The 13,236-nt window shown below is 62.6% G+C and carries 11 protein-coding genes and 1 tRNA gene; 6 read left to right on the forward strand and 6 right to left on the reverse strand.

The window, feature by feature from the left end; all coding sequences use genetic code 11:
- The coding region (locus tag LOC54_RS08625) for a transposase (RefSeq protein ID WP_279313420.1) at nt 1–159 on the forward strand (159 nt) is incomplete at its 5' end.
- A 657-nt stretch (nt 160–816) separates the two neighbouring features.
- Here LOC54_RS08625 and LOC54_RS08630 read toward each other — a convergent pair.
- The 3 genes from LOC54_RS08630 to LOC54_RS08640 form a co-directional block, all read right to left on the reverse strand.
- Nucleotides 817–891: transfer RNA gene (locus LOC54_RS08630), tRNA-Gly, on the reverse strand.
- A gap of 76 nt (nt 892–967) precedes the next feature.
- Nucleotides 968–1,669 (reverse strand): histidine phosphatase family protein, encoded by a 702-nt coding sequence (locus LOC54_RS08635; protein WP_279313412.1) that lies wholly within the window; start codon nt 1,667–1,669, stop codon nt 968–970.
- Between the two features lie 24 nt (nt 1,670–1,693).
- Nucleotides 1,694–3,820 carry a hypothetical protein gene (locus LOC54_RS08640; RefSeq protein ID WP_279313413.1) on the reverse strand — a complete coding sequence of 709 codons (2,127 nt, stop codon included), beginning with the start codon at nt 3,818–3,820 and terminating at the stop codon, nt 1,694–1,696.
- A gap of 195 nt (nt 3,821–4,015) precedes the next feature.
- Between LOC54_RS08640 and rfbB the strand changes: the two genes are divergently transcribed.
- The 5 genes from rfbB to LOC54_RS08665 are packed head-to-tail and all read left to right on the forward strand — an operon-like array spanning nt 4,016 to nt 8,617.
- Nucleotides 4,016–5,116 carry a dTDP-glucose 4,6-dehydratase gene (gene rfbB, locus LOC54_RS08645; RefSeq protein WP_279313414.1) on the forward strand — a complete coding sequence of 367 codons (1,101 nt, stop codon included), beginning with the start codon at nt 4,016–4,018 and terminating at the stop codon, nt 5,114–5,116.
- Between the two features lie 20 nt (nt 5,117–5,136).
- Nucleotides 5,137–6,024 (forward strand): glucose-1-phosphate thymidylyltransferase RfbA, encoded by an 888-nt coding sequence (gene rfbA / locus LOC54_RS08650; RefSeq protein WP_279313421.1) that lies wholly within the window; start codon nt 5,137–5,139, stop codon nt 6,022–6,024.
- 55 nt (nt 6,025–6,079) lie between these two features.
- The gene (gene rfbC, locus LOC54_RS08655; RefSeq protein WP_279313415.1) at nt 6,080–6,637 is read left to right on the forward strand and encodes a dTDP-4-dehydrorhamnose 3,5-epimerase; all 558 of its coding nucleotides are present in this window, start codon (nt 6,080–6,082) and stop codon (nt 6,635–6,637) included.
- Nucleotides 6,637–7,548: a dTDP-4-dehydrorhamnose reductase gene (gene rfbD / locus LOC54_RS08660; RefSeq protein ID WP_279313416.1), complete on the forward strand. Its 912-nt coding sequence runs from the start codon at nt 6,637–6,639 to the stop codon at nt 7,546–7,548. Before rfbC ends, rfbD begins: the two co-directional genes overlap by 1 nt.
- A gap of 37 nt (nt 7,549–7,585) precedes the next feature.
- Nucleotides 7,586–8,617 (forward strand): glycosyltransferase, encoded by a 1,032-nt coding sequence (locus tag LOC54_RS08665; RefSeq protein ID WP_279313417.1) that lies wholly within the window; start codon nt 7,586–7,588, stop codon nt 8,615–8,617.
- A gap of 20 nt (nt 8,618–8,637) precedes the next feature.
- On the opposite strand, the gene LOC54_RS08670 is transcribed toward LOC54_RS08665, so the two are convergent.
- The 3 genes from LOC54_RS08670 to LOC54_RS08680 form a co-directional block, all read right to left on the reverse strand.
- Nucleotides 8,638–11,007 carry a helicase-related protein gene (locus LOC54_RS08670; protein WP_408740326.1) on the reverse strand — a complete coding sequence of 790 codons (2,370 nt, stop codon included), beginning with the start codon at nt 11,005–11,007 and terminating at the stop codon, nt 8,638–8,640.
- A 105-nt stretch (nt 11,008–11,112) separates the two neighbouring features.
- A complete protein-coding gene (locus LOC54_RS08675; RefSeq protein WP_347709394.1) occupies nt 11,113–12,300 on the reverse strand; it encodes a bifunctional diguanylate cyclase/phosphodiesterase in 1,188 nt (395 codons plus the stop codon).
- On the reverse strand, nt 12,281–12,985 hold the full coding sequence (locus LOC54_RS08680; RefSeq protein WP_279313419.1) for a hypothetical protein: 705 nt from the start codon (nt 12,983–12,985) through the stop codon (nt 12,281–12,283). The genes LOC54_RS08675 and LOC54_RS08680 overlap by 20 nt, the downstream gene beginning before the upstream one ends.
- Between the last annotated feature and the right edge of the window lie 251 nt (nt 12,986–13,236).

A 13,236-nucleotide genomic window follows, 5' to 3' on the forward strand; every position in this document is an offset into this window, starting at 1 on the left:
CGGAAAACGGACTTTGCCCTTTACAGGGAGCGTAATCTTGTCGAGAGGTTCTTCAATAAACTCAAGCAGTTCCGCGCTGTCGCTACCCGCTACGACAAACTCAAATCTACTTTCCTCGCAGCAGTGCAGTTCGCCTCAATCATCATACTGCTTAACTGACGACACGCCGTAGAGGTCGGTGGAATCAAGGCGATTGGGGACGCTTCGATGCCGCAGCATATACGTATGTTGCTTGTGCTTATGCTCGGCACAGGCGCGCGACCAGACGTCATTCTCGATTTGACGTGTGAGGCCTGCAATTTCGACGATGGTACGATCAATCTCAATCCTCAAGGGCGTGCACGGACGAGCAAGCGTAGGCCCTTGTTGCCTATGACGAAATTTTTGCGTGGATGGATTCATCCAGCCTCAATCGGACCACTCGTTCAATGGCGTGGCGCCCCAATAACCAAAATCAACAAGACTTGGCGTACTATTCGGGATGGCGGCTGGATTGCCGGACTACGTGGTGCCTTATACGATTCGCCATACTTTGGCGACTGAGATGGCACGACGCAACGTGCCGTCCTTGGAGTTGGCAACGTGGTTTGGTCATAGAGAGGCTGACATCAGAACTGCTGGACGGTACATTCATTACAGGCCAGACTACCCTCGTAACGCCTGTGGCGTTTTTGGAGAACTTCGCGCGCACCGTAGGCCTGCCAGAAGCAGGTTGAAGGCTGCGTTTTTTATCAACTGGCGTGCTGGTCGCGTGCAGTGCGGTAAGATGAATGCCTAAACCCATTCATCTAAGTGTCCGATTTCCTTGAAGGAAACTGGAGCGGGCGATGGGATTCGAACCCACGACCCCAACCTTGGCAAGGTTGTGCTCTACCCCTGAGCTACGCCCGCATCGTGTGCGATGGCCGCTGTTTAGATCACTTGTCTGAATGGTGCAAGGGGGGTGGTGAAGAAAAAAATACGGGGGTCAGATTCCAGGGAGTTCATTGACGGTTACGACGCGCCAGGCGGGGCCGGGCTGTTCAAGAATGGTCAGGGAGAGGTTCTGGATCGAAAAATGCAGGGCTGTGTCTGCGTGGATTCTCAGCGCGTGTGCAATGGCGGCGCGGATCGTGCCGCCGTGGCTGACGATCACCATGTCCTTTCCGCGGTTGCGTTCGGCCAGATCGTTGAGGGCGGCGCCGACGCGGGCGCAGACATCTGTCATGCTTTCGCCTCCGGGGGGGCGTTCGGTTCCGGACATGGGCCAGAAGACATGTCCGGGCTGGCGCAGTTTTTCCGGCAGTGCGTTATGCGGCAGGCCCTGCCATTCTCCGAGATCCTGCTCCAGGAATGCGGGTATGACTGTCAGTTCCGGCTTGCGGCCGTATCCGGCGCTGCAGATGGTTTCTGCCGTGATGCGGGTGCGGGAGAGGGATGTGACGAACCATTGTGCATCCTCCGGCAGACGGCGGGCGAGGGCTTCGTACATCGGGCGCTGGGCGACCAGGCTGTCCGGGCAGAGCGGTACGTCGAGCGTGCCGTAGAGTGCGGCGCGGGCGTTTTCCTCCACCAGGGCGTGCCGGATGAGCCAGAAGCGCGTCACGCCTTTTGCGAGCTGCGGCGCGTCGAGAAAATGTCCGTGATTTTTCTGTCCGGTTCTGGCCGTGCCGGGGGAGATCTTGTTCATGGAGAGGACGGAGCCTTTGTGCTGCTATTCTGTCGGGTGCGCGTGAGAGGCGTATGCCAGGGCGGCGGGGGTGCAGAAAACCGGTCCGGGGTCAGCGCGGCTCAGGGCGGGCCAGTGCTGCAGGATCAGGGAGATTTTCTGCAGGACGCGGCGTACGTCTGCGATTTCGCGATCCATGCGCCGGGCGTGTCCCATGCCTTCGTGGGAGGGCTCTCCGGAGATCAGCCGGGCACCGGCGGAGATCCTCAGTGCGCCTGCCTGACCGTCCTGCGCGTCCGGGTGCGGGATCAGGACGGGCTGTCCGATATGGCAGAGCAGTCCGGCCACGCGATGCCGGTCCTCCTTTGTCGGGATCAGGTCGGACAGATCGGCATTGAGCCAGCGATGCAGGGTTCGTGCTGCTTCCATGCCGAGCGGGAGAAAGCTGCCGGGGGGGGAGTCGGGGGAGCGGACAAAGAACGTTTCAATGGAGCGGGTGATATCCGGGGGGAGGTCATCCTCTGCCGGGATCAGTCTGCTCATGTCGGGGCTGGCGGCGATGTCCTGCCGCAGAGTGGTCAGGAAGAGGCTGAGGCGCTGGCGGATGTCGTCGAGGGCGACGGCGCGGAAGGCCTTCATTTCCGCGATGGAGGCCTGCCAGCGCAGGATCAGTCCGGCGTTGACGCCTTCGGGCAGGGATTCTGCGGCTGGTCCTGCGGTCCATTCGGAGCGGAAAATATAGTCTTTTAGTCCGCAGGGGAGCGGTCCGGCTGCGGCCCGGCGGTACCATGATCCGGGCAGCAGCAGGGCACCGCAGAAGGGCGGGCCGGTGAAGAATTTGGAGCCGGTGATCATGACGGCGTATCCCTGTGCGAGGAAGGCTTCCGTCTGACCGTCTGCAAAGCGGGTCTGGCAGGCATCGATTACGATATCGAGGTGCTCCGGGAACTGTCTCAGCAGCCCGGTGAGTGTGCTGCCGTCCGGGGCGGACAGGCCTGTTTTGGACATGTCCAGCCGGTGCAGCAGCACGTGACGTCCGGAACTGATGAGCCGGGCCGTGAGTTCCTGGCAGGTGCGGGCCATATCCGCGGCGGACCGGGGGGTGCCGTCCGTGTGCCGGACGGGCAGGTCCTCAATAGTGGTGGTGTCGGGGAAGCCGTCGATGAATGCGCCGCGTGTGACGGATGCGCCATGAGCGGTTTCCTGCGCGAAATGGCGGCCCTGTGCGGAGAGCGGGACGCCGCTGCCGGTTTCGGCCGAGGAGATGACGATGCTGCTCAGGGGACGGCTGCCTGCGCCGGTCCGGGCGATGGCCAGTGCGGCGAGTTCGCAGTCCGTGCCGGAGGCGGCGAGAATGACGTGATCCGCATCGGGCAGGCCGTGGAAGCCGGCAAGGAAGCTCCGTGTTTCCCTGGCGAGACTTCGGAGTTCCTCGTCCTTTCTGTCTTCGATACAGGCGAGGAACAGGCGTTTTCCGGCGGCTTCCGCTGCGGCGAAACCGCGTTCGGATGGGAAGGAGGCGGTGGTTGAGGCGAAGGTGATGGCCCACGGGCGGGGGCGGTGGGAGCAGCCATAGGGGTTCAGCCCGGTCTGCGGATCGATTTTCAGCCGGGCATCGCCGCCCTGACGCATGAGCAGGTCTGCCGGCCGGAGGCAGTCATTACATCGCTGCAGCCAGTCATGCAGTGCCGTGGCATCTGCGGCGGACATATCGGGCCGGGTCTGTTCCGGGAGCAGCCGGCTGAGCGACGGCCAGAGGCCCGCGAGGATGTCCGGCGCGGGTGCGGAGTCGTCTGCCAGGGGCAGCATCGGTGCGTAGAAAGCACCGGCGAAGACGCCTGTATCGCTGAGGATGACGCCGTCTTCCGCGGCGGCAAGGACGGCGATCCGTGTGGCGGCGAAGACGGCGCGGAAGATGAGGTGGCGGGGGTCTGCGCCGTCTGTCCGGGCGGCAAGTCCGTCTGTCAGGGCGGCTGCGTGCCTGAGGCAGACCGCGCAGAGGTTTTCGTCGGCGATATCGAGACTGAAGGTGATGGCGCCGTCGGGAGCGATGCGGAAGGGGACGGGCAGCGGCGCGGGGTCCGTCCGGAGCCGGAGGCCGGCAGCGACGGTCAGCAGGTCAGGGCGGTGAAGGACCCTGAGCAGAGAGGAGGTCTGGCTGTCGGCAAACAAAAGGCGATCTCCGGAATGACAGGTGCGGGCCATAAACGTGCCACAACTGTTCTTAATGCTTCCTTCCTGTTCGCGTCAGAGACGGTTCCAAAAAACAGGACTGCTGTTCTGGAAAGCGAGCAGATTGTGGATTATACACGGAAACGAATATGTGTAACCGGCTGCACAGCCGGTTCCTCTGACGGATTGGTCTGTATGCGAATTCTTCTTACCGGCGGCTGCGGCTTTATCGGCTCCGCCGTCGTCAGGCATCTGATCAGGCAGACTGATCATCATGTCCTGAACGTCGACTGTATGACTTATGCGGCCTCTCCTGAGACTGTTGCGGAGGTCTCTGTTTCGGATCGCTACGGATTCGCGCAGGTCAGCATTACCGACGGAGCGGCTCTGGGGGAGCTGTTCAGGACGTTCCGTCCCGATGCGGTGATGCATCTTGCGGCCGAGAGCCATGTGGACCGGTCGATTGACGGTCCCGGCGTGTTCATCCAGACCAATGTGACCGGGACATATACGCTTCTCGAGGCGGCCCGTTCCTACTGGTCCGGTCTGGATCCGAAGGCGCGTGAGGCGTTCCGTTTCCATCATATTTCCACGGACGAGGTGTTCGGGGCGCTGGAGCTGTCTGATCCTCCGTTTACCGAGACGACGCCGTATGACCCGCGCAGTCCGTATTCGGCGAGTAAGGCGGCGTCAGATCATCTGGTGCGTGCCTGGTATCATACCTATGGCCTGCCGGCATTCGTGACGAACACGACGAATAATTATGGAATCTGGCATTTTCCCGAGAAGCTGATCCCGCTCGTGACGATCAACGCGATCGAGGGGAAGGAGCTTCCGGTTTACGGCAAGGGCGAGAATGTCCGCGACTGGCTGTTTGTCGAGGATCATGCTGAGGCGCTGGTTCTTGCGGTCGAGCGCGGGAAGCCGGGCGAGACCTATGCCATCGGGGCGCGTCAGCCGCGGACGAATCTCGAGGTTGTGAAGTCCATCTGCGGCGTGCTGGACGAACTCGTGCCTGATCAGGCTGGTCCGCGCGAGCGTCTGATCCGGTATGTGTCCGACCGTCCGGGTCATGATTTCCGCTATGAGATCGATGCGTCTCATGCGGAAAAGGAGCTGGGCTGGAAAGCCCGGCATGACTTTACCGCGGGCATCCGTCGTACGGTGCAGTGGTATCTCGATAACCGTTCCTGGTGGGAGGGTATCCGTTCCCGCCGCTATACCGGCCAGCGTCTGGGTCATCTCGCGAATGGCGGGCAGAATCAGGCGGAGACTTTGGGAAAAGGAGCTGCCTGATGAGTGCTGACCTCAAACCGATGAAGGGTATTCTGCTGGCCGGGGGTTCCGGCACGCGGCTTTATCCGATGACTCTTGCGGTCAGCAAGCAGCTGCTGCCGGTATATGACAAGCCGATGATCTATTATCCGCTGACCACGCTGATGCTGGCCGGAATCCGGGATATCATGATCATTGCCACTCCGGCGGACATGCCGCAGTTCCAGCGTCTGCTGGGCGACGGTTCCCAGTTCGGCGTGACGTTCAGCTACCGTGTCCAGCCCAATCCGGATGGTATTGCTCAGGCGTTTCTGATTGCCGGGGACTGGCTTGCGGGTCATCCCTGTGCTCTGGCGCTGGGAGACAATCTGATTTTTGCGGATCATCTGTCGGTTCTGCTGCGTGCGGCGGCCCGCCGTCCGCGCGGGGCGACGGTTTTTGCCTATCAGGTGCGTGATCCGGAGCGTTATGGCGTCGTGACCTTCGATGAGGACGGGCGTGCTCTGGGGGTTGAGGAAAAGCCTGAGAATCCGACGTCGAACTGGGCTGTGACCGGTCTCTATTTCTATGATGACCGTGTGTATGATTTTGCTCAGCAGGTGCAGCCTTCTCCGCGCGGAGAGCTTGAGATCACGGATCTCAACCGCTTCTATCTGGAAGAGGGCAGTCTGCATGTGGACCGTCTGGGCCGTGGCTGTGCCTGGCTTGATGCCGGTCTTCCGGAGAGTCTGCTGCAGGCGAGCCAGTTCGTGCATACGATCCAGGCGCGGCAGGGCATGCTGGTCGGGTCTCCGGCCGAGGTTGCGTTCCGTCTGGGGCATATCACCGCGGATCAGCTGCGCAGGCATGCCGAGAAGATGAAGAAGACGGAGCTTGGTCGTCTGCTGCTGGAGCTGTCCTCAGCCGGTCATGGCGGGCATGCGCTCTGATCAGCCGGTTCTGTCCGGTGTCTGTCGATCATGAAAAACAGGAAGCAGGTTTACGATGAAAGCAGAGCGTCTTGCGATTCCGGACGTCATACTGGTGACGCCGCCGCGCTTTTCCGACAACCGGGGCTTTTTCTCTGAGACCTATAACATCCAGAGGATGAAGGAGGCGGGGATCGACCTGCCTTTCGTCCAGGATAATCAGTCCCTGTCGGTGCAGAAAGGCGTCGTGCGCGGTCTGCACTGTCAGCTTGCGCCTTATGCTCAGGGCAAGCTGGTGCGCTGCACCAGAGGGGCGATCTGGGATGTGGCGGTGGACGCGCGGACCGGCTCTCCGACCTATGGCAGGTGGGTTGCGGCGGAGCTGTCTGAGGAGAACTGGTCCCAGCTCTGGATTCCGCCGGGATTTCTGCACGGGTTCTGCACGCTGACGGGGAATGCCGAGGTTCAGTACAAATGTACGGGGCTGTATGACAAGGCGTCGGAGCGGGCCGTGATCTGGAACAGCCGGGAGCTGGCGATTGACTGGCCGGTGAAGCCGGAGGAGGCGGTTCTTTCCGAGAAGGATCTTGTCGCTCCTGAGTTTTCCGCAGCAAAAGACTGGTTCAGATACTGATGGCTGTTTTTCCTGTGGGCGGAGGCCCTGTTCTTGCCACCGGTGGTAAGGGACAGCTTGCCTCGTCTCTGGCGGCTCTTGGCGGCGCGCGCATCCATGTGACGGGGCGGCCGGAGTTCGATTTCGAGCGTCCGGAGACGATTGCGCAGGTTATTGAGCGTGTGCGGCCTGCGGCGGTTGTGAATGCTGCGGCATGGACGGCGGTTGATCTGGCGGAGACGGAGCAGGCGGGTGCCGAGGCTGCGAACAGCACCGGTCCGGCCGTTCTTGCGGGGATATGCGCGGGGCTGGATATTCCGTTCATCCATGTCTCCACGGATTATGTCTTTTCCGGGGACAAGCATGCGCCGTATGTCGAGACCGATCCGGTTTCTCCGGTGACGGTTTACGGGCGGACCAAGGCGGAGGGGGAGCAGAAGGTTCTGGCGGCAGATCCTGATGCCATCATCCTGCGCACAGCCTGGGTTTATTCCGCTCACGGGAAGAATTTCGTCCGTACGATGATCGGAGCCGGGGCGAAGAATCCGCAACTGAAGGTTGTGGGTGATCAGCGCGGCAATCCGACGAGTTCGGACGATCTGGCGCGGGCCATTCTTGCCATTCTCGATCTGATTGAGAAGGACGGGTGGAAAGCGGAGTATGCCGGGATTTTCCATGCCTGCGGGACCGGTGAGGCGACCTGGCATGAGCTGGCGGTCGAGGCCCTGAGGAATGCGGCGCTGCACGGGCAGGCGATGCCTGAGGTGGCGGCGATCCGCACGGAGGACTGGCCGACCCCGGCGAAGCGTCCTGCGGATTCGCGCATGGATAATGGCAAGCTGGCCCGTGTATTCGGTGTGCGGATGCCCCGGTGGCAGGACAGCGTGAAGCGCACGGTGGATACGCTGTTCGGCGAGAGGGGCGGGGTCTGATCATTCCGATCAGGCCGGGCCTTTCCTTCATGCTGCCATGACCCGTGATACGGATTCTTCGTCGGCTTCTTCAGGACGGGCGGGTGGCGGATGGCGCCCTGAGATTCTGGCGGGTGGAAAGGGAGCGGGTGAGCGGCATCCGCCCGTGACGATCCTGCTGTCGGTCTGTAATGGCGAGGCGTTTCTCAACCGTCAGCTTGATTCATTTCTGGATCAGAGTCTGAAGGGCTGGTCCGTGCTGTGGCGCGATGACGGCTCGTCCGATGCCTCATACAGCATCATGCAGTCCTTTCAGATGCATCGTGGCGCCGGGCGGTGCGAGGAGGCTGAGGATCCTGCATCTGTCCGGTTCAGCCAGGAGCGGATGGGGATTTTTGCGTCCTATCTCCATCTTCTGTCTCAGGCTCCTGAAGGCGGGATGATTGCATTTTCGGATCAGGATGATGTCTGGCTTACTGACAAGCTGGCCCGGGGGGCAGCGGCTCTGGCACGCGTGCCGGAGGGCGTTCCGGGTCTGTACTGTGCCCGGCAGACCCTGACGGACCGGCATCTGACCCCGTTCGGGGTTTCTCCGGAGCTGCCGGAGCATCCGGATCTTCTTGCGGCTCTGACGGGAAATATTGCGACGGGCTGTACGGTGATGCTCAATGATGCGGCGCGGCGTCTTCTGCTCCGTCATGAGCCGCCGCCGCTTATTCTGCATGACTGGTGGGCGTATCTTCTGGTGTCTGCGGCGGGCGGGCAGGTGCTGACGGATCAGCAGCCGGTTGTGCTGTACCGGCAGCATGGCGGGAATGCGGTCGGGGCGCCGCCTTCATTTTTCCGGCGTGCCCTGAGTGCTTTGCGGCGGGGACCGCGGCGGTTCATGCAGGTGTTTCGCTCCAATCTGAGCTGGCTGATGCGTATCGAGGAGTTGTCTGCGGAAACGCGGAATATGCTGGGTGCGATCCTCAGGGCGGCGAATGGTCCGCGGATGCTTCGTCTGTGGATATTCCGGCGGTGGCCGGGGCTGCGGCGTCTGTACCGTGCGGAGAATCTTCTGTTCCGGCTGTGGATTCTTCTGGGCTGAGGCGGTTCAGCTTTTTCTTCTCAGTTTTTTCTTCTGGCGCGGCTCTGCTGGCGCAGGACGTCCTCAATCCAGTCATTGAGTTGCCGGGTGGTGATTTCGGCCTCTTCCCGGTCCGGATAGGCGTCGGGGAAGCGCAGGGCGAGCCAGCGCCATGCGACGAGGCGTTTATGCCGTTTTTCCGCGCGTTCCAGTTCCTCGCGTCCGGCGCGATCGGGGGAGGGGAGCCGTCCGGTGCCCGGAGGCGGGATGACCTGTCCCTGTGCGTGGCTGGCGGCCCATCCGGTGAGGCGGCGGATGCCGTTATCGCGGTCATCGACCGGGCACATGGCATAGGTCCAGCGTTGTGTCAGATCCAGCCCTTCGATTCCTTCCAGCGCGGAGGCGATGGCGAAGGGCTGCTCCATATCTGCCAGGCGATAATTGGGATCGTCCCGTCTCAGTACGGCGCGTCTGATACGGGCCAGAACGCCGAAGAGGCTGTCTGAGCCGATTTCCGCGGCGATGGCCCGGACAATATCCGCATCGGGCTGTACGAGCGGACGGAGTTCATCCGGATATTCGGGACTGGCGCTCAGGCGGGTTTTTATGAAGGACGGGCTGCCCGATCCGGCGAGGACGGCGACGATGCCTTCCTCGTGCTTGCCGAATCGTCCGGCGCGTCCTCCGATCTGTTTGACTTCCTGCAAGGACAGATCGCGGGTTTCCCGTCCGTCGAACTTGCGCAGGGAGGCGAAGACCACGCGGCGGATCGACAGGTTCAGTCCCATGCCGATGGCGTCCGTGGCGATCAGGATATCTGCCGCGCCGGAATTGAAGCGTGCGGCTTCCGCGCGGCGGACTTCGGGGCTTAGGGCGCCGTAGACGACGGCCACGCGCCGGCCGCGCTCCATCAGGGCGGCGCGCAGATCCAGGACTTCCCGCCGGGAGAAGGCGATCAGTGCGTCTCCGGCCCGGAGTTCCTGGAGGCGGACGGGATGGGATGCGGCGGTCAGCGGGCTTTTGCGCTGCAGCGTGACCTCGTCCAGCGGGTCTCCGCAGAGTTCTGCGATCCGGCGCACCATCGGTATGCAGTCCGGCGCTCCGAGGACGAAGAGGTGGCGGGCGGGTGCCCCCATGATGGCGGCGGTCCAGGCGGCGCCGCGATCGGAATCGAAGAGCATCTGAGCTTCGTCGATCACGGCGACATCGACCGGCTGCGCGAACGGGCACATCTCGACGGTTGCGGCCAGGTGGCGGCTTCCGGGGATGGTGATGCGTTCCTCTCCGGTGGCGAGGGAAGCCTCCACGCCGCGTGCGGCCAGAGATTCGCGGAATTCGTGGGCCAGCAGGCGCAGGGGCGCGAGGGCGAGGCCGCTTTCGGCTTTGGCGAGGGCGTCGAGAGCCGTGTGGGACTTGCCGCTGTTGGTGGGGCCTGTGACCAGGGTGATCCGGCGGTTGAGCGAGCGGGCGGTGCGGAAATGGGCGGCGTAGCGGTCCAGTGAGGCGACGCGTGCGAGCACGGCATTCGGGACGCGTTTGCCGACATCCGGGGCATCACGCAGGGAGAAGGTCGTGCGGCCGTATTTTCCTTCCTTCCGGCTGCTGTCCTCGCTGCTGCCCTTGCGCCATTCGGGCAGTTTCGCCCGCAGCGCCATGAGTTCGGCGGGATCGAATTCCCAGACTTCCACGCCGTCTTCCCGGCGCTGTTTCCGGGCGACCGGCAGGCGGTTTTCGGCAACCCAGCGGAGGGCTTCCCGGCGGGAACAGTGCAGCAGGCCGGGGACGTCCCTGAAGGGCACGAGGCTTTTTTCCCAGTCGCGCAGGCGGGAGACTTCATCCCGGCGTCTGCGGCGGCCTTCGCGCTCGATATCCGCCTCTTCGGTCTCGCGCCGTGTTTCCCGGGATTCCGCCGCGCTGGCGAAGGCTGAGGCATCCTGCAGCGAGAAGGCGCCGGCCACATCGCGGGCGAGGGTTGCGGTCTGTGCGGGGGAGAGCACGCGGCCGGTATCGAGGAGGTCTGCCCTGATGTTTTCGAGGGCTCTGTCCGCGGTTCCGCCCATGGTGCGGAAGTGCTCACGCATGACGAGGACGAGCGCGCCGAGCAGGTCCTGATCATTTGCGCGGGGGTCCGTGATGGCGGCGGCGGTCTGTTCGAGGATGTCCCGTGTGAGCCAGATCCGTCCTTCCCTGCGGGTGAGGTCCATCAGGCGCGAGGTCCATCTCTTGCGGCGCACGGCGCACAGCACGGTCAGGAATGTCGTTTCGGGGATGTCTGTGGCGCCGGGCGTAAGGGAGCGGGCGATACGCCGCAGCAGGGCTGATTCCTCGGCGGGGGCGATATCGATGCCGGTCTGCCTGAGTGCGGTTTCCAGCGCCTGGCGGGCCGGAGAGGACGGGGCATGAGAGGGCACGAAGCCGGTCGGCGGTGTCATGGGGGTGAGTGTGCTTTATTCGTGCCTTCCGGGCAATCTCTGAACCCTGTTGCGGGGACGGGGTTCAGAAATCTGTCATGATCCTCAGGACAGGGACCGCAATGCGGAGGCCGGTTTGTTTCTCTGGCGCTCCGTCTCTGCTGCGGGAGGTGTCTGCTCCGGCTGCGGCCGGGCGGAGGTGTGACGGCTTGTGAGAAGATGGCCGATCTGTGCGGAGAGGGGGGAATCTGCCCGGATCTGTGTGGCGGGCATCGGGCGGCCGAGCAGGAAGCCCTGCATCTCGTCGCAGCCTGTCTGGAGCAGGAGGGCGAGCTGTTCGCTGGTCTCGATTCCCTCTGCCGTGACCCGCAGATGCAGTCTGTGGCTCATGCCGATGATGGACTCCACGATGGTCCGTGCGCTGGCATCGTCGGCCATCCGGTCGATGAAGCTGCGGTCGATCTTTATCTTGTCGAAGGGAACGCGCTGCAGATAGGACAGGCTGGAATAGCCGGTTCCGAAGTCATCCAGCACGATTTTCACGCCGAGGGCATGCATCCGGGCGACGAAGCTCAGGGCTTCATCCGTATTCTCGATCATCATGCTTTCCGTCACCTCCAGTTCCAGCCTGTGGGGATCGAGGCCTGTTTCCTCGAGCGTGGCCTTTATCTGTCCGGTGAGGTCCGAGCGTTCCACCTGAACGGCGGAGATATTGATGGCGACGGTCAGGCCGGCGGGCCATTGTGCGGCGGTCTGGCAGGCGGAGAGCAGGATCTGTTTTCCCAGGGGGATGATCAGTCCGCTTTCCTCGGCCAGGGGGATGAAGATGGCGGGTGAGACCATGCCGCGGGTCGGGTGGTTCCAGCGGGCGAGGGCTTCGTATCCGGCGATGCGGCCTGAGGAATCCACAAGCGGCTGGTAATGCAGGCTCAGTTCCTCCCGCTCGATCGCGAGACGCAGGTCGTGCTCCAGTTCGCAGCGGCTGCGGACATCGGTGTCCATATCCGGCTGATAGAGGAATGCCTGTCCCTTTCCGGCGCGTTTGGCGCGGTACATGGCGATATCGCCGCTTTTGAGGACTTCCGTTGCTGTCGTTCCGTCGCGCGGGCACAGGGCGATGCCCACGCTGACACCGATCAGTGCGTCGTTCTCTCCGATACGGACGGGGGCTTTGAGGCTGTCGATGAGGCTCTGGATCCCGTTCTGCACGATGATGAATTCGTCTCCGCCGACGCGGGCCATGAAGTCGTTGTCCCGGCAGACCAGCAGTCCTTCAAATGTGGAGTCCGCCAGATGCCGGAAGCGCTGATCGCGCGCTGCTGTGCGCCCGCGAGTCTGAGATCAGCAGGGAGGCGACGGAGGTCAGCAGGAGGATCACCAGCAGCTCGGAGCCGGCGATGACGGTGACGGGGAAGAAAATCGGGCTTTGCGGGCTTCCTGCGCGTGCGCTCATCCATTCTCCGAAGGGCAGGATCGAGCCGATGGAGCTGATCGGCATCATGATGAGTATGACGGCGAGCAGTGCAGAGAAGAGGATGCCGTGATAGGTGCGGTCCGTCCGGTCCAGCTCCCGCAAGCTGCAGCCGCTGAGAAGTGAGGCGATGACGACGGTGATGAGGATGGTCCGCAAATCGTAGGCCAGCACGAAGGGCCGGACTGCTTCGGCGAGGATGCTGAAGACCGAGCATGACATGCCGCAGGCGAGGAGGGATCCTGAGATGATCACGTTGCGGATGCTGCGTCGGGTTCTGAGGAATATCCATGCGCTGAGGGCGGAGCTGGCTGCGACAATCAGCAGGCCGTTCAGGATGCGCGGGAGCTGGATATGCTGCCGGATTCCCGGGTAGAGGCCCGAGAGGGTGGCGCTGAACGCGTAGATGTTCGTGATGCTGACGATCAGGCTGAACAGCAGTATTTTCAGTACCGTTCCGGCGCGACTGTATGTGAGCAGTCTGGCGGCTGCGACGGCTCCTGCCATAGCGGACAGGATGAGCCCGCGTGCAGGGAGTAGTTCTGTGCGTTGAGCAGAAAAGAAAAAAGACGTTCCATACCCTCATGCCATGATCTGAGCCGGCCTGTCCCTATCTCCGGCCTGTATCTGATTAAAGATCACCAAGGTTAGGCTTCGTGGACAAAGGTTGACAGTAACGTTTGTGATTGATTCAACGCTGCCTTTTGGAGGCATCGTTGGGCGAGCGGATTGGGCTTTTGGACGAGGAATGGGCAATC

Origin of the sequence: Acetobacter sp. AN02, assembly GCF_029759835.1 — a bacterium.
GTDB lineage: Bacteria > Pseudomonadota > Alphaproteobacteria > Acetobacterales > Acetobacteraceae > Acetobacter.

Bases quoted from the DNA above. Each gene is read 5' to 3' on its own strand.
- LOC54_RS08635 (WP_279313412.1), bottom strand. From the start codon at position 1,669: ATGAACAAGATCTCCCCCGGCACGGCCAGAACCGGACAGAAAAATCAC.
- rfbB (WP_279313414.1), top strand. From the start codon at position 4,016: ATGCGAATTCTTCTTACCGGCGGCTGCGGCTTTATCGGCTCCGCCGTC.
- rfbA (WP_279313421.1), top strand. From the start codon at position 5,137: ATGAAGGGTATTCTGCTGGCCGGGGGTTCCGGCACGCGGCTTTATCCG.
- rfbC (WP_279313415.1), top strand. From the start codon at position 6,080: ATGAAAGCAGAGCGTCTTGCGATTCCGGACGTCATACTGGTGACGCCG.
- rfbD (WP_279313416.1), top strand. From the start codon at position 6,637: ATGGCTGTTTTTCCTGTGGGCGGAGGCCCTGTTCTTGCCACCGGTGGT.
- LOC54_RS08665 (WP_279313417.1), top strand. From the start codon at position 7,586: ATGACCCGTGATACGGATTCTTCGTCGGCTTCTTCAGGACGGGCGGGT.
- LOC54_RS08680 (WP_279313419.1), bottom strand. From the start codon at position 12,985: ATGGCAGGAGCCGTCGCAGCCGCCAGACTGCTCACATACAGTCGCGCC.